Origin of the sequence: Mycobacterium sp. TKK-01-0059 (genome assembly GCF_000709305.1) — a bacterium.
GTDB classification, from domain to species: domain Bacteria; phylum Actinomycetota; class Actinomycetes; order Mycobacteriales; family Mycobacteriaceae; genus Mycobacterium; species Mycobacterium intracellulare.
In genome coordinates this window covers 1-16,749 of sequence record NZ_KL446997.1, presented here as the reverse complement: position 1 = coordinate 16,749, position 16,749 = coordinate 1, and the positions used below count along the sequence as shown (strand labels likewise).

Below are 16,749 nucleotides of genomic sequence, written 5' to 3'. Positions count from 1 at the left end.
GCCGGATATCTGTCAAAGCGCCTCGGCGATTCTGGTCAATCTTCGCTGCATCTCCTCAGGTTTCGCCATCATCGCCGCCGCTTTGCGCCGCAGCCGTGGGCCTCTCGGGAACGTGTCGGTGGGTGCCGGTAGTGTCTTGTGATGTGAGGACGGGCCATCAGGGCCAGTCCACTTTTCCCAGGAGGGGATTGGGCTATGACCGATTTGGATACGACCGTCACGGTGATCGACGCTGCGGCTCGCGCCCATGTGCCGGTGCTGCTGTGGAGTGATCCCGGCATGGGCAAGAGTTCGGTGGTGCGGGCGTTGGCCGCTGCCGATGGCGTGCCAGTGGAGACGGTGATCGGATCGCAGCGTGAGCCGGTTGACATTGCGGGGTGGCCGGTGGTTACCGATGGGGCGGTGCAGACGCTGGCGCTGCCGGATTGGACGCAGACGCTCATCGACGCCAAGGGCGGCTACCTGCTGCTCGATGAAATCAGCACGTGCTCGGCTTCGGTGCAGGCCGCGATGTTGACGGTGGCCTTAGAGCGGATGGTGGGCCGGACGAAGCTGCCCGATGAAGTGCGGATCGTGGCGGCTGCTAATCCGCCTGATCGGAGCGCGGGTGGTGTTGATTTGACGCCGCCGATGGCGAATCGGTTCCTGCACATTGACTTTGAGCCAACTGCCGAGGAATGGCTGATCGGTATGCGGTCGTCGTTCGCCGCGCTGCCCGCGTCGCGCGGCATTGCCGCCGACGAGCTGCGTCGCGCTGATGAGATTGGGGCCGTGTGTGCGTTCGTGGAGGCGCGCCCGGCGCTGCTGCACCAGTACCCCGACACCGACGAGGCTGCTGGGCGGGCGTGGCCGTCGCGGCGGTCCTGGGAGGCGATGGCGCGAGTGCTGGCGCATCTGCGCCGCGATGACACCGCCGCTATCAGTGCCGTCGCTCTCGGACTGGTCGGTGATGGCGCGGGCAGTGAGTTCATGGAGTGGCGGGCCAGCATGGACTTGCCCGCCGTCGCGGACGTGATCGCAGACCCCAGCATCGTCGGGTGGGGCACGGCCCGTCCCGATCAGGTGTGGGCGGTGCTTTCGGGTGTGGTGGCGTGGGCGTCGGCCAAGGGCACGAAGGATGCGTGGATGACCGCATGGGGCCCGTTGGTGGAGGCGGCAACTCACGGTGCTCCCGATGTGGCCGGGGCAGCGGCGCGGGCGTTGAGTGTGGCGATGCCTCCCGGCGCGAAGCCGCCTGCGGCGGCGCGCAAGTTCAAGGACGTGATGATCGCGGCGGGCCTCGATGTGGGGAGCGCGGCGTGAGTGAGGTCAGGGCGCTCACCGCCGACGAATGGCGGCAGCTGCGGCTGGCGCGGATGGCCGCAGTGGAGGCGATGCCGTACTTCGCGCGGGCACTGTTCGCGTTGTCGCCGGTGGCTGCGCCCGGTCTGGGCACTTTTGCCGTGGACCGGCACTGGCGTCTCTACCTGGACCCGATGATGCTGGGCACCGAGGACGGGTGGAGCATCCCGCTGGCCGGTGCGGTGCTGCTGCATGAGGTCGGGCACGTGCTGCGCGAACACGGTGGCCGCGCTGACACGGTGGATTCCCCGGTGGATCGAACCATGTGGAATGTCGCCGCCGACGCGGAAATCAACGACGACCTGATCGCGGCCGGTGTGGGATTGCCAGCCGGTGTGGTAACTCCCAGCGGGATCGGTTGCGAGGACGGGCACGCCGCCGAGGTCTACTACCGGCATTTGGTGCCGCCCGGTACACCCCGCAGCGGCAACGTCACGACTGGTGAGGGAGCCGGTGACGGGGATGATGACGATGGTTACGGGTGCGGCTCTGGTGCCGGAGATGCACCCGTGCCCGGCGAACTGCCCGCCGCCGCCGACTTGGGCAGCGGCAAGGGGCTGTCCACCGCTGCCGCCGATCTGGTGAAGGTCGCTGTCGCGCGCGCAGTGCAGCAAGAGATGGCGCGCAGCGGGGCCGGTCGCGGCACCCTGCCTGCGGGCCTGGCTCGGTGGGCGGCTGCCCAACTCGCCCCGGCTGTGGTGCCGTGGCCCAAGGTGCTGCGCGCTGCGGTGCGCCGCGCCGTCGAGGACCAGGCGGGCCAGGTGCACCACTCCTGGCGGCGACCGAACCGGCGCGCACCCAAGGGCGTGCTCTTGCCGACGCTGCGAGCACCGAAGATCACCGTCGATCTGATTATCGACACGTCTATGTCCATGGGTGAGGACGATTTGGCTGCCGCCCTGTCGGAAACACGGGCGGTGCTGCGGCGCACCGGGGCCAAGGTGCGGGTGGTCTGCTGCGATGCAGCGGCAAGCGTGCCGCGCGCGGTGCGGTCGATCAGCGACGTGACGTTGACCGGGGGCGGGGGCACCGATCTGCGGGTCGGTATCGATGCTGCGTTGTCTGCGCGGCCAGCGGGCAACGTGGTCGTGGCGTTCACCGATGGCGGCACACCCTGGCCCGAACGTCGGCTGCCGGTGCCGTTGATCGTGGCCCTGATCGGCGCGCACGCCGCCGATACCACGCCTGCATGGGCCAAGACGGTGCGCGTCACCCCCGTAGCGGTGGTGGCGGCGTGAGCGGGCGGGCCGGGGCAGCCGACTTCGCGCAGTGGGCCAACGCGGTGCTGGCTGGCACCGGGTGGACCGTAGCCACCGTGAGCGAGGCTGCCCAGCGTCCCCGTGACGACCTGGCGACGGCGGCGCTGGCGGACGGGTTCGCCGCCGCCGCGCGCGGTCTGGCTGATGCCGGTGAGTGCCGGGACGGTGCGGCGTGAGCGCCGCGCTGTTTGACCTCGCGCTGCGGGTGGCCGCACGCGATGCCGGTGGGCCGGTGCCCCGGCTGCTGCATAACCCTGCCCCGGCGCGCGACGTGAAGGTGGCCGTCGCGGCGCGGCGCACTGGGCCGGTGGTGCATGTGAAGGCCGTGGGGCCAGATGGGCACCCCCACAGCGGCACCGGAGCCGATGGGCTGGCCGCGCTCGCCCGCGCCGCCGGGTGCGTGGCCGGTGACTTCTGCGGCGGGGCGACTGCCTTGGTCGATACGCCTGCCACGTTGCGAGCGCTGGCGGGTTTGGCGCGCTGCTACGCCGACCCGGCGCGGAGCGCCGGCATCGACGTGGCGGCGGGATCGGCGCTGGCCGGTTGGTGGGTGGAGCGGGCCGCGCATCCCGGTACTTCGGCGGTGACCGACGTGCTGAGCACCAGCCGCGCGCGGTTCGTGCTCGGTATGGTTCCCGGTGCCGATCACGCGGGCGCGTGGCGGGCGGCGCTGTCGGTGCCCAACGGCGTGAGCGGGTTGCACGACTGGCATCGCGCGGTGACCGGAGGTCTGCTGCTGCCGGGGCTGGACGCGCTGCGTGAGGACGACGACTGGCAGTTGGAGGTCATGCAGGCGGCGGTGCGCGAACAGCGCAGTTGGGACCGGCCCGAAACGTTGCACCTGGCGGCGGCGCGGTTGGCGAGCCGCTGCGATGCCGCCGATCTGTATGAGGCGGCGTTGCTGGCCGATCCGTTGTGGCGGGGGCGGGGTGTGCACACCGGGTTCGTCTGCCACGGCGAGACTGTCGTGGGGGCGGGCCAGCACGCCAACCGGGTCACCGTGCGCGCGGGGCGGCTGGATACGCGGTTGAAGGCGGGGGCCGCCGTCATCGGTTGGGCTGGGGAGCCGATGACGGCGATGCCGGATGCGGAGAACCGTTTCAGTGGTGAGGTTTTCGCCACCGCCGTGGGTGAGGACGGGGCGTTGACGGTGACCATCGGTGGGCTCCGTAAGACGGGGTACCGGCCTGCTGCGGGTGAGATGGTGACGGTGATCCCTGCGCCGCCCTCGGTGTCCACGATTCGGTCGCGGCGCGCGGCGGTGGCGCGGCTGTATAAGCGGCGGTTCTCCTGGCTGTCACAGGGGGCCACCCCGACCGCGAGCCGCCGCCCCGTTCCTCTGGCGGTGATGATCGCTGCCGCCGACGACACACAAGCACCGGAGAACTGAGATGCGTACGCTGCCTAAGCGATTCACCGCCTCTGCCCCCGCGACCGCTAACGCGCCTGCTGGGGCACCGGCGACGGTGGCCCCGGCGCTGCCTACCGCTGCGCCGATCACCGAGGACTGGCCGGGACGTGACCTGCTGGACACGCCGATGCTGGCGCGGGTGCTGCTGGCGGCGTGGGGCGGGGATGCTGCGGCCTGCGTTCCGGCTTGCCCCGGCGCGGGCAAGAGCCGCCTGGTGGCGCTGCTGGCCGGTGCACTGGCTCACCGCGTGGCGCTGCGTGTGGCGGTGGCTGCACAGACCCGCGAGCAAGCCGCCGAGCTGGCTCGGCGCATCGCCGCCGTCAGCGACCGCGCTTCCCTGATCGTGTCGGGGGCTGGTAAGAAGCCGGTGATGGTGGACGGCATTCGCACGGTCGCGGGCCGCAGTGTGCGATGGGAACACTCGACCGGCGGGGAAATTCTGATCGGCACCGCCGCTCGCTGGCTCTACGTCGATCCCAACGTGGCCGGAGCTGATGTACTCTTGGTTGACGAGGCCTGGCAATGCACCTATGCCGACCTCGGCGCGCTGGGAAGCCTTGCGCGGCAAGTGATTTGCGTTGGCGATCCTGGCCAGGTGGCACCCGTGGTGACCGGCTCGACCGAGAAGTGGGAAGGCCAAGCCACCGGGCCACACCAACCCGCCCCGGCTGCGCTGCTGGCCGCACACGGCGATGCCATCACCATGCACGAACTGACGAACTCCTGGCGACTGGGACCGCAGACCTGCGCGCTGTTGTCCCAGCATTTCTACCCGCAGATGCCGTTCACGTCGCGCCGTCCTGATGAGGTCGTGATCGCACCGGACGGCACGGTGCTGCCTGAAATCGTCAGTCGTCCAACGGAAGCGCTGAATGGGCCGACGGACCCGGCGCTGCTGACCGCCTTGGCTGAGCGGGTGCGTGAACTGACCTGGCATGACTACCGGCGCGGCGGTGTGTGCGAGGCGTTGACCGCCCGCGACATTGCAGTGGTCGTGCCGCACGTCGCCCAAGCCGGTGCGGTGCGGGCACTGCTGGCCGACATGCCCGATGTACTGGTCGGCACCGTCAACGCGCTGCAAGGCCTAGAGAGGCCCGCCGTTGTGGCCTTGCACCCGATGGCGGGGTATCGCAGCGCGGAATCGTTCGCCCTTGACGCGGGACGCATGTGCGTGACCCTGAGCCGTCACCGGGCGCACCTGACCATCCTCACCGACCCGGCCACCGCGCCAGTGTTGGACGCCGCCGCCCACGATCCGCAGGCCGCTCACGCGCGGGCAGTGCTGGCCGCCCTATGACCCGGCGGCTGGCAAACCCCTCGAACCCCACCCGGCACGGGGTCGGGTAGGGGTTCGATACCTGTTGAGGCGGAACGGGTCTTCTTGTCTTCTTCTTCTTTCTTCTCCTTATTGTCTCGGTGAGCGACGGTAGTGTCACTGGTGTTGGGGCAAGCCGTTGGGGCGGGCTCACTTGTTTCGGAAGGGGAACATCATGGCGGTTTATGGCGACGGTGAATGCTTGGATGGGCCGGACGGCTGCGAGGGCGAGGTCTTCGCGCGCTCGACGCTCTCTGGGAGTGGGGATGCCTATTACCGGTGCGATCACCACTATGAGGCGTATGCCGCCCGGCTTCAGCCGGTGATGGATGACATCAACCGGCGGTATCCGGCGATGGCGCCGGCTGATTGGGACCCCTATTACGCGGGTGAGGTCTGGGACCAGGACGGCTGGTAAGCCGTGGTGGTTCCGAAATAGTTGCTGCGCGTTTTGATTTCGTCGTATGGGTGTCGGTGTTTGGCGGTAAAATCGCAGTTGTGGGGCTGGTCATTCGGACTGGCCCACGATTCCCAGGGAAAGGGGAAAGCAGTGACTGCTGTCGTTGAGGGTTCGGTAGCCGCGGTGTCGCGGTCGGTGGCGGAGGCGCTGGCGGCCGGCGTCGAGTCGGGCGCGGTGGTGTTCGCGCCGCTAGTCGGTGGACCGGTGCCAGGGTGGTTGGTAATCGAGGGCTCCGCGGTGGGTGACGCGGAGCGCCAGTGTGCGGTCGTAGGGCTCGACGGTTGCGCGGTGGTGGTGGCCGGCGCGGTGTCGGAGGTTCAGGTGTCCGGTGATCCGGTGCCGGCGGAGGAAGAGATGCCAGCGTGGGCCTCGGCGCTCGCCGGCGCGTTCTGGGCAGCTCGGCGGGCTCGAGGGGAGGCGCAGGCGGCACGCTTGGCGCTCACCGAGCATCAGGCGCGGCTGGAGCGCATCGTCGACGCAGCGCACGAGTACGCCAACGATAACGACCTGTGCGAACGGTTTGACCGGTTCATGCTGTCTCAGGGCTTGCGGCCGCGGTTGCGGGAGTGGGTGTGTGAGGTGGACGCAACCATCCGGCTTCGCATCCCTGTGTCGTCCCACAGCGCCGACGCGGCTGCGGGGGAGGTGACCGATCAAATGGTGCAGCAAGCGATCGCGGAGCTGCGCGGTCCGCTGTTGGCAGACGCGATCCAGGAGCACGACGTAGTGGACGTCGAGGAGAGCTAGCGCCCCGCATAGTGGTGGCCGGCCCGTGACACGGTCGGCCACCACTATGCGTCGACCGTGTCATCCCCCACAGGAGTGGGGTGGTGGTCGAAACAGGTTCGCAGCACCCACTTTTCTTGTCGTTGTGCAGCGAACATTAACAACTGGCGCTGATTGTTTAACAACGGCGTGTCTGAGCCTCTCTTGAGTCGAAACACGGTCTCTATCAGAGTGAAAGGCAATGCAACGAAGATTGACAAACTCCTGCGACACGCCCTGGCCCTGTCAAAGTAGCTAGGCGTGTCTTGTCAATCTTCGTTGCATATCGACATTTCTTCTTCTTCTTGTTGATGGTGGGGGCTGGTGGTGTGGGCGCGGTGACGCCTGGTGTCGGTGGGGTCTTGTACGGTGGCTTTCGAGAGGGCACGCCAAGTGGGCGGGCCCGTAACTCCCGCGAAAGGGGAGGCGGTTATGACGACGGTGGAGATCTCGCAATCTGAGGCAGCGGGGAACAGCACGGGGCCGGTGTTGGCGCGCCGCGCACTGGCGGCAGCGCGGACCGTTGCTCAGCTGGAGTCCGAGCCGCTGGCAGCCCTCGATGAGCGGCAACGGGCGAGCCTCGCGGCGTTCCCCGGCTGGGGGCCAGTGGCGGCGTTGTTCGACGCAGAGCCAGCTGGACCCTGGGCGGAACTGGCCGACGAGCTCGACGACGTCGCGGGGGAGGCGATGGCCAAGGCAGCACGTGTTGTGGACACCTCGTTCTTCAGCCCAGACGAGCTGGTGACTCATATCTGGGGTGTGCTGTGTGCGGCGGGTTTCGCCGGCGGATCGGTGCTGGACTTAGGCTGCGGATCGGGTGCGTTCCTCAAGCACGCGCCGACTGACTTGCCGATCCGTCTGACCGGTGTTGAAGCGGACCCGATTTCGGCGGAAATCGCCCGCCTGTTGCATCCGGGCGCGACCATCATTACCGGTGACTTGCAAAAGGTTTCGTTGCCGCATAAGCGGTTCGATGCCGCCGTGGGCAATGTGCCGTTTTCGTCGGCTCGTGTGCACGACAGCGCGATTGGGTTCTACGGGCCACTGCATCAGTACTTCGTGACGCGCGCCGTGGCGGCGGTGCGGCCGGGGGGATACGTGGTGGTGGTGACCTCACGCCACGAGCTGGACGCGGCGCACGGACTATCGACGACGATTGCTGAGCAGGCCGAGCTGATCGCTGCGGTGCGGTTGCCCTCGGGGTACTTCCGGCAGTCGGGTACCGACGTCGTTGCCGACGTCCTGATCTTGCGGGTGCGTGATGGTGACAGCAACGTGCACGGGTGGCAGCAGCCGCGGTCTGGGGCGACCCGCGTGGCGGTGGAATCGACGGTGCGCGGGCGCTACTGCCGTGAGTGGGTGAGCTCCTTCTGGGAGCTGCATCCCGAGCTGGTGGCCGGCGAGATGAAGGTGACCGGCTTCGACCGTTCGCCGCTGGCGGTGCGCGCCGCCGATCCCTCTGCAGCGGTGGCGGCCGCATTCGCTGCAGTGACCCCGCTGTTGGTGCCGTACACCGACGATGACGGGGCGCCGGCTGATCTGGAAGACGTGAGGCTGACCGACGACCAGGGACGCAAAGAGGGCTCCTTGCATGTCGTGGACGGGCAGGTGGTGCGGGTCGCCGGCGGTGCGCTCGCGGTGGTGGCTCGTCCGAGCGCTGAATTGCGCACGCTCATCGGGTTGCGTGACGCCGCGGTGGCGCTGGTGGAAGCCGAGGCGGACTGGGACACGCCGGATCACGCGGTGGAGCCGCTACGGGTGACGTGCCGGCAGGCCTACCAGGAATACGTCGAGCGGTATGGGGCGCTGAACCGGGGCACCTTGACCGAAGGCAAGCCGGATCCGGAGACGGGATTGCCGCGACTGGGCTGGCGCACCCCGCCCCTTGGTGGCTTCCGTGGGGATCCCGATGCGCCGATCGTGTTCGCGCTGGAGGCCTTCGATCAAGACAGTGGTGAGGCGGCGCCGGCCCCAATTCTGCTGCGGCGGGTCAACAAGCGACCGGTGGCGGCCACCAGTGCCGGTACGCCCGGCGAGGCGTTGGCGATCAGCCTGGGGGAAGGCCGCGGCCTGGACCTCGATCGCGTGGCCGGCCTGCTAGGGCTGACCGATCCTCAAGAGGCATTCGACGCGCTGGGCGCGTTGGTGTTCCGGGATCCCCGCGACGGTAGAGCGCTCATCGCACGCAACTATCTGTGCGGTGACGTCCGGGCGAAGCTGCGCGAGGCCCTGACGGCCGCGGCGATGGATCCGCGCTTCGAGCGCAATGTAGCCGCCCTTGAAGCGGTGCAGCCTCCCTGGCTGGGGCGTGACGACATCCGGATTGAATTGGGCTCACCGTGGGTCAGCGCCGGCGATGTCGCCGACTTCTGCAGCGAGGTGTTCGGGACGCGAGCCGGCGTCGAGCACGTGGCGCCGCTGGCGGCGTGGGAGGTGAGCGCCCGCGCCCAGATCTCGCCAGAGGCGCGGATCGCGTACTGCACCGAGCGCATGACCGCCGTCGAGTTGCTGCAGATCGGCCTCAACGGAGCGGCGCCGGTCGTGTGGGATGAGTTCTACGACCAGCGGACACACACCCGGCGCAAGATCCGCAACGCCGACGCCACCGAGGCCGCCGAACAAAAGCTGGCGGCGATCCAAGGCCGATTTTCGTTGTGGGTGTGGGAGAACGCCGAACGGGAGCGGCGCATCGTCGAGCAATACAACCAGACCATGAACGCGCACGTACTGCGCAATCACGACGGCTCACACCTCACGTTCCCCGGTCTGGCTGACGGAATCTCGTTGTGGCAGTGGCAACGTGACTTCGTCGACAGAGCCTTGTCGACGCCCGCGGTGTTCTGCGCCCATGAAGTAGGCCTTGGAAAGACGCTCACGGCAATCACGTTGGCGATGACGTTACGTCAATTCGGGTTAGCGAACCGGCCTGCGCTGATCGTTCCTTTGCACTTGATCGAGCAGGTAACCCGGCAGTGCTACCAGGCGTGGCCGGCGGGCCGATTTCTGATCGTGACCCGCGAGGACCTCCACGGCGATGCTCGCCGCCGGTTCGTGGCACGCTGCGCTACTGGGGACTGGGATCTGGTGATCATGACTCACGAAACGTTCTCTTCGCTGCCGATTCCGGTGCATGCGGAGCGGGCGTGGTTAGAGGACCAGCTAAGTGAACTCGAAAGCTACGCGCGCACAGAGGGATACACCGGCAAGCGGATCGCTGCGGCCGTGCGCTCCCTGCAGGGGCGACTCGAGAAGCTGCGTTCGGCGATCAACGACCCGAAGGCGATCACGTTCAAAAGCCTGGGAATCGACTACCTGATAGTCGACGAGGCCGACAAGTTCCGCCGGCTGCCCGTGACCACCCGCGCCGATGGGTTTAGCCTCGGATCCTCGAAGCGGGCTCTCGATTTGTTCTTGAAGGTGTCTCTGTTGCGTCGGGCCAACCCGGAGCGGCCGCATGCGTGCCTACTAACAGGAACGCCGTTCACCAACACCCTCGCTGAGGGTTATGTGTGGCAGAGCATGCTTGCGCCAGAACAGTTGGCGCGCACCGGATTAGGGCATTTTGACGCGTGGGCGGCTCAGTTCGTCCGGTACAAGGTGCTGATCGAGACCAGTCCAGACGGGTCGGGATTTCGGTCGCGGCGCCGGCCGGGCACCATTCAAAACGTCCCGGAACTGCGTACCATGCTCTCAGAGTTCATGTCCATGGTGCGGGCTGACGGTGTCGGTTTGCAGCGGCCGCAGGTGCAGAACCATACTCACTTGTCCGAACCGACGGACGCACAGCGCGAATTCATGGCCGACCTGGTCGCTCGGGCCGATGCCCTGCGGGCTCGCATGCCCTCGGCGCGCACGGACAACATGCTGCTCATCTGCGGTGACGGGCGCAAGGTCGCACTGGATCCGAACCTGGTCGGGATCGCAGAGGATGCACCCAAACTCGATGGCGTGGCCGCGGCCGTCGCCGAGGTCTACCACAGCACAAGGGATTTGACATATTCGGGCGCGGCGACGCCAGGCGCATTTCAGTTGGTGATGTGCGACATGGGCACGCCAAAGAAGGGGGACGCGCAGAGCTACGGGCGGATCCGGGCTGCACTGATCGCCCGCGGCGTGCCGGCCGAGAAGATCCGTTTCGTGCACGAAGCGACTACGGCCAAGGCGCGCGAGGCCCTATTCGCAGCCTGCCGTGATGGCCGGGTCGCGGTGCTCTTGGGCTCTACACCTAAGGTCGGTATCGGAACCAACCTCCAGAAGCGTATGTACTCACTGCACCAGGTGGATCCGACGTGGACACCGGCGGCATGGGAGCAACGCAACGGCCGCATCCAGCGCAACGGCAACGAACACGACATCGCGAACATCCACTACCACGTCGCAAGGCAGACATTCGACGCCTTCATGTTCGGCACCGTGGAACGGAAGGCTCGCGGCTTCGCCCAGCTGTATCGGATGGACGGGCAGGCCCGCGAAATCGAGGACATCGGCGATGAGACCTTGACCATCGGGGAACTCAAGGCCGCCGCGGCGGGCAACGAGCTCTTACTGCGCCAACACGAGTTGGAGTCACGCGTACGGGCGCTGCGGCTGGCGCACGTGACCGTCCAGCAAAACGTGCGGACGCTGCTGCACCAGGCCGCGACCGCAAACACCGCCGCTGAGGCCGCCGCGGCCCGAGTGCAGCGCTTGCAGGCCTTCGCTGAGCAGCGCGACGGGATGCGTGATGTCGACTTGACGCGGGTCGCCACGGACGCCTGCCTGGTCCGTGACCCGGCGGAATTCCGCTCGCGATACCGGGCCGAGTGGCGCGATGCGCGGATGTCGGTGCGCACCGTCGACACCGACCCAGGCCAACGGTTGGAGCTGGTCTTCGATTACCGCGTGCTGTGGGCCGAGCCGTTGCCGGGCAAGGTGCGCCGGCGCGGGGCGGAGGCGGTCCAGGCGTGGGCGGAGGCGATGGTGGGGGCGTGGGTAGCCGGTGTGGATCGCGAGACCGTAGCGACCCGCGCGCGCATCGACGAGTCGCAGCGGCGCGCCCAGGACGCCCGCGACGCCGCGGCTGCTACTGGGGTCGGAGAGCCGGCTGAGCTCATCACTGCGCGCGCCGAGCTCGCCGAGGTCAACAATGCGATCGACGACGCGCTGAGGGAAGAGAACCGCCCCGCCGCAGCGTAGTAGCGCAACGTCGACGGGAGCGGCCTGCGTGCGCCGGTGGGGGCCGCTCCCGGCCTTGCGCCGGCCCAGCACTCCTCCCAACCTGGTACAGGTGTAGGGAGAGGGACGCCACGCCCGGGGCGCACTCGGCTGATGATGACGCTATCGATCACAGGAAGTCTCTGACACCCATGTTATCGATTGGGTTCATGTACAGCATTGCCCGAAACCAAGGCTTCGCTTGACGTTTCGAGCGCACGGCCAGGAGCCATGCGTAGGTGAACAGCGCCCGATGCGCCGGTCGGTTGTCGTTGATGACCCAGGGGGGTACTTCAGTGAAGGGCCAGGGAAGACTTTGCTGCAGTACGACAACGCCGGCTTGTGCCCAATCTAGTGCAGCGCGATACACCTCAGCCGTTTCAGGGCCGGGTTTCAGCTTCGGATCTGGGTCTTCTTCATCCAAGCCAACCGTCTCCGCGAGGTCCCAAGCGTGTTGGACATAGTCGTCTAGGCAACGTGGGTTCACGTATTGCCCGCTGATGCACTTGGTGGCTTTTTCGTATGCCGCTGCATCCTCTGGCGAAGACTCTTCATCCAGTGCCCAGACTCGCTCTAGTCGCCATTCGAGCCGCTCGCCGAGATCGCGGATGGCCTTCTCCACGGCCTTCATCTCACGTGCGGGCCGCTCCTCGTAACAATCATCTGGGTCGAAGTAGGTCCCGGTCTGACACGCTCGAAGTGGAAAAGGTAGAACCGCCAGCGCTTGTTGCGCCACCGGGCCGGGAGGAAGCCAAGGCATGGCCCACTTTGGGGTCTCATCCATCCCGAACGGATACCGCCACAAAACCTCGAAACCTTCGTCGATAACCGACATATGAGCAGTATCGAGCATCAAACCGCGTTTTGGACGGATGCTGCGAACCGAGTCGGCTGATATTAGTCATTACTGTGTTCGATGACGATGCCGGGGCGCCTGGACGACACCTATTGCCGTTTTACCAGTACAGCCCGCAGAATCAGACTGACCTGGGCTGCTGACGGGTCGCCCCGCCCGGCACGGGGTGGGGCAAGGGTTAGGGAGCTGCGCGGCGATCGTCAGCAGCAGGCAGCAGCAGCAATCTCGACAACGAGGAGGAGGGGCAGGAGGTGCAGGGCCGGCCGGTGCGGTCGATCTCGTCGAGCAGGTCGCAGAACGCGTGCCAGGCGGTGCGGGCGGCGTGGTGGCGGCCCGCAGCGCAGCCGCGGCCGCGCTGGCGTGGCCGAGCGTGCGGGCCTCGGCGAGGTCGTCGGCGCACGACGGGTGTGGGCGGCCGGCCGCGGCTCCATAGGTCATGTTCGCGGGTGAATGCGTGCGGGTCGGTGACGGCTCTTCTGCGCGTGATGCGTTGGCTGCCAGCACATCCGAGCCGGGCGTAGTCGGACAAGAGCGGTGGGCGATAAGGGGGCTTATCGTGTTCGGCGGCGGCAAGTTGTCGGTGGGCGTGGGTAGTGTTCTCGGTGTAGGGCAAGCCAGTTGGGCGGGCCCCGAACTCCCGGAAGGGGAAGGCCATGACTGCATACACGATCGAGCGGGTTGCTCCGGCCATCAACCAGGACGGCGAGGTCGACTGGCGAGCCATGCTCGAACAGGCGATGACGATGCCGGGCCGGCTGGGGGACACGTATTGCCGGTTCTACCAGTACTCCCTGCAGAATCAGATCCTGCTGTGGTCGCAGGGTGTCAGTGAGCCGTGCGCACCGTTTAGCGTGTGGAAGGCGCTGGGCCGGATCCCGGTCAAGGGCGGCGGCCGGGCGGTGCTGCATCCGCGGCCGATCCGCAAGACCGACGAGGAGACGGGCGAAAAGGTCGTCGTCGTGATGCGCTTCAAGCTGAATCGATCCACGTTCCCTTACAGCAACACGGTCGGGCCAGACGTCACGTGGCCCGAGCTGCCCGCGTGGGACGCACAGCGTGCACTGGCGGCCCTGGACATCACGCAGGTGCCGTACGCGCTGATCGACGGCAACTGCCAGGGATACAGCTTCGGGCGCAACGTGGCGGTCAGCCCCGTCGCAAAGTTCCCGATGAAAACCCTGTTTCATGAGATGGGACACGTGATGCTCGGGCACACAACGGATTCGGCGGACGAGGAAAGCCCGTGCAGCCGCGGGGTGTGCGAGTTCGGAGCGGAGTCGGTGGCCTACCTGCTGGCCCACGAACTCGAGTTGACCGCGTGGGCGCCGGAGGAGTCGCGCGCCTACATCCAGCATTGGCTGGGTGACGAGCGGGTCACCGACAACCACATCCGCGCGGTATTCACCGCCACGGACAAGATCTTGAGGGCCGGCCGAACCTTGGCCGAGATCGTCGAGGACGAGGAGGAGGCCTCGTAGAGCCGCGGGGCGCGCAGCGCGCGCCGGAGAAAGTCCCCAACAACTTCCCTCCGGCGCTGGCGCGCCGGTCCGGCCCGCGACCCAGTGCCCGCCTGGCGACCGGCTCACTCGCCGGGTGTGGTGTCTGGTGCCGCCGGGCCACCGTCACCCCACCCGGCAAGGGTGGGGTGACGGTGGTGGGAGTGCCTGCGACGCGCGCGTTTTTTTTGGTGGTCTTCTTCTTTTTTCTGGTCGGTCGGTTGCTGTCAATGGTGGTTGGTGACGGGCGGCCTTGTCGGTGGGGTGCGGTAACGTTCGAGGTGTTGGCCAAGCCGTTGGGGCAGGGCCAAGTTTCCCGGAAAGGGGAGTGCTGTGACTGCTGGCAATGCACCGGTGGTGCTGAAGGTGGGCCTTGATCGGACGGTGACGCGGGTGCCGTTCGTCCTGGATGAGCGCGGAGGGGCGGGGGCGCTGTTTCGCGAACAAATCGGATGCGCGTTGTATGACGTGATCTCCCTTGATGATCGGCTCGATATGTGGGTCGACGATGAGGCGCTCCTGGGGGTGGACCTCGATGACCGCGAGGCGGTGGCTGAGGTACTGAATGTCGTGGCGACCATGATTGCGATCCGCTACGGGCGATGGCAACCGGTGTTTGGCACGGCAGTGATCACTCGTTTGACGGGCGAGAGTGCCGCCCCGCTCGACGAGGACCAGCTAGCCAGACTGGAGCATTTGGCCGAGATGTCGTCGGCTGTGTTTGCCGACACGTTCGCTTCACCGAAGGACGAGGAGCTGAGTGCGGCAGTTCATTTGAAGATCAAGGTGGAGAACACCTACAGCGACGGCCACGAGTCCGAACAGGTCGAGAAGGTTCAAGTGGAGCCCTTCGAAGACCTCGAGCATCTGTGGGAGCAGCTGCGGGAGTACACGGGCGACGGCCATGGCATTGGCCGAAACGTCGATGCCCTGTACACCGTGACCGTGCTGGAAGCCCCTGAGCGTCCCGAGCTTGTGGGGCTGAGCAATGAGTGGGGCTGAGATGAGCGCACCGACCCCACCGGCAGCTGTGGTCGCCGCTGTGGCGGCGCTGCGGGCCTCGTTCGACGACATCCACGTCATGCATGAGTGCGACCAAAATTGCCCTACTAATTGCGATCTGAGCGATTACAGCGAATCTGCCTACCGCTACCACGACGAGCACAACTTCGATGTGCGCGAGACGATCCATGACCGGGCGGCATCCCTCGTCGAGGTGCTCGAGGAATGGCTGGGGTCGCCCCGCGGGGAAAGCCATGGCGTAGACGTCGCCGAATCACCACGCGCGGAGGCATTGGTCGCTCCGCTGGTGGTATCACGCGACCCTAGCCTGTATCAGCAGTGGTGGGCCCGCGAGGCGAACCGCGCCGAGATCGCCGACACGTTGGCACGGCTGGCCGGCGAGTGCGAAGCGGAGTACACGTTGCACGAGCTGTTGCTGCAGGTCTTCCAAAGCGACCCGTCCGGGGCGAGCTGGCTACAAGTGCAAGGGCTAGCAGCGGGTGCTGACGTGCGTTGGCTGAGCTTGGACATAGATCCGGCGTACGACAGCCAGGGAGTGCTCGACGGGATCGATGTCGTTTTCAACCTGCACGTCGAAATGGCCAATATCGGCCAGCGGTGGCTCGCTGTGTCGGTGTATGTCGCCCGCCCTCGCCGCGTGTTAGCGGCGCAAGCATCGGAGGCGCGGCTGGCCTTGGCCGAGGTTATCGACCAAGCGCTGGCGATGATCAACGGGGAGATCGCCGAGCGTGACGACTTCGCCGCGACAGCACGACAGCTCCCATTGGGGGTCTGCGCCTGCGGCCGGTGAGCCCGTGGCACGGGCCTGCGTGCTTGCTGCGCGTCGATGGTGGCGTGGTCACGCAAGGGGGAGGGCAACGGTGAAGGGTCAGCCGTGCGGCTTCGTGACGCTGGTGTGGGTGGATTGGCGGACCCGGCAGCGGCGGGTGATGGCGCTGGGGGAGGGCTGTTGGGGTGTTCAGTGGTGTCGGTGGTCGCCGGTAGGGTCTGTGGTGTTGGGCACGCCGGTGGGGTGGGCCTGGGGTTCTCGAAGAGGGGAGTGATGACCATGGCTGAGGTGTCCAAGACGGCGGGGGTGACGGCCTGGACGGGGTCGTGGCGGTTGCCGACCGATAAGCGCGATCACCAGCGCGCGGTGCGTCGCCAGCGCCGCCAGGACCGGGCGTGCGGTGGCCTCCCTGCGCAGGGTGTATGGGCGCCGCTAACCCCCGTGGCGCACGTCAGCGTGCCACGCTAACCCGGTGCCCCGCAGGACCCCGCCTGCGGGGCACCGTCATATCCCCCTTCCCGCCCGGCGCGCGGTACCGAAAAGTTGATCGCGTGGAAAGTGTTGGAAAGCAGCGTGATTCGGAAAGAACCTGTAGTATGGCGGTATGGCGTTGAACAGCAAGGCAATCCGCGTCAGCGGTGGCGCCAACCGCGAAAGCGGTTGCAGCGCAATGCCGAACAGCACAATAGAGCACAACGTCACCACCACGGCACCGCGTCAGCGGTGCGGACACCGAAACACCAACCGCAGCAACGTAATCCAAGACAACCGCGTAAGCGGTTGGCGCACAGGGTAACTCGTCGGGCGGGCCTGCCCGCCCGGGCATGGGAGCCGGCGCAGCCGGCTCGCGGGGACAGACGG

At 67.1% G+C, this 16,749-nt stretch carries 11 protein-coding genes; 10 read left to right on the top strand and 1 reads right to left on the bottom strand.

Going from position 1 to position 16,749, the window contains the following annotated elements; translation table 11 throughout:
• The first annotated feature begins 195 nt into the window (after positions 1–195).
• From K883_RS25125 to K883_RS25090, 7 genes are all read left to right on the top strand, one after another.
• Complete coding sequence (locus tag K883_RS25125; protein ID WP_036456242.1) at positions 196–1,302, top strand: AAA family ATPase; 1,107 nt, start codon at positions 196–198, stop codon at positions 1,300–1,302.
• The gene (locus K883_RS25120; RefSeq protein WP_036456240.1) at positions 1,299–2,579 is read left to right on the top strand and encodes a vWA domain-containing protein; all 1,281 of its coding nucleotides are present in this window, start codon (positions 1,299–1,301) and stop codon (positions 2,577–2,579) included. Before K883_RS25125 ends, K883_RS25120 begins: the two co-directional genes overlap by 4 nt.
• Before the next feature lie 193 nt (positions 2,580–2,772).
• Positions 2,773–3,990 (top strand): hypothetical protein, encoded by a 1,218-nt coding sequence (locus tag K883_RS25110; protein ID WP_036456238.1) that lies wholly within the window; start codon positions 2,773–2,775, stop codon positions 3,988–3,990.
• A 1-nt stretch (position 3,991) separates the two neighbouring features.
• Complete coding sequence (locus K883_RS25105; RefSeq protein WP_036456236.1) at positions 3,992–5,308, top strand: AAA family ATPase; 1,317 nt, start codon at positions 3,992–3,994, stop codon at positions 5,306–5,308.
• A gap of 193 nt (positions 5,309–5,501) precedes the next feature.
• Positions 5,502–5,744 (top strand): hypothetical protein, encoded by a 243-nt coding sequence (locus tag K883_RS25100; protein WP_051701231.1) that lies wholly within the window; start codon positions 5,502–5,504, stop codon positions 5,742–5,744.
• Between the two features lie 132 nt (positions 5,745–5,876).
• Positions 5,877–6,533, top strand: a complete 657-nt coding sequence (locus K883_RS25095; RefSeq protein ID WP_036456234.1) for a hypothetical protein — start codon at positions 5,877–5,879, stop codon at positions 6,531–6,533.
• Between the two features lie 450 nt (positions 6,534–6,983).
• Positions 6,984–11,726 carry a methyltransferase domain-containing protein gene (locus tag K883_RS25090; RefSeq protein WP_036456232.1) on the top strand — a complete coding sequence of 1,581 codons (4,743 nt, stop codon included), beginning with the start codon at positions 6,984–6,986 and terminating at the stop codon, positions 11,724–11,726.
• Positions 11,727–11,874: 148 nt separating this feature from the next.
• On the opposite strand, the gene K883_RS25085 is transcribed toward K883_RS25090, so the two are convergent.
• Positions 11,875–12,579, bottom strand: a complete 705-nt coding sequence (locus K883_RS25085) for a hypothetical protein (protein WP_036456230.1) — start codon at positions 12,577–12,579, stop codon at positions 11,875–11,877.
• A 674-nt stretch (positions 12,580–13,253) separates the two neighbouring features.
• On the opposite strand from K883_RS25085, the gene K883_RS25080 reads away from it, so the two are divergent.
• From K883_RS25080 to K883_RS26295, 3 genes are all read left to right on the top strand, one after another.
• Positions 13,254–14,078: a zincin-like metallopeptidase domain-containing protein gene (locus K883_RS25080; RefSeq protein WP_036456229.1), complete on the top strand. Its 825-nt coding sequence runs from the start codon at positions 13,254–13,256 to the stop codon at positions 14,076–14,078.
• Between the two features lie 351 nt (positions 14,079–14,429).
• Positions 14,430–15,098: a DUF3846 domain-containing protein gene (locus K883_RS28450; protein WP_255358968.1), complete on the top strand. Its 669-nt coding sequence runs from the start codon at positions 14,430–14,432 to the stop codon at positions 15,096–15,098.
• Between the two features lie 40 nt (positions 15,099–15,138).
• Positions 15,139–15,909, top strand: coding sequence for a hypothetical protein (locus K883_RS26295; RefSeq protein ID WP_156035665.1), 771 nt, complete (start codon positions 15,139–15,141; stop codon positions 15,907–15,909).
• The last annotated feature ends 840 nt before the right edge of the window (positions 15,910–16,749 follow it).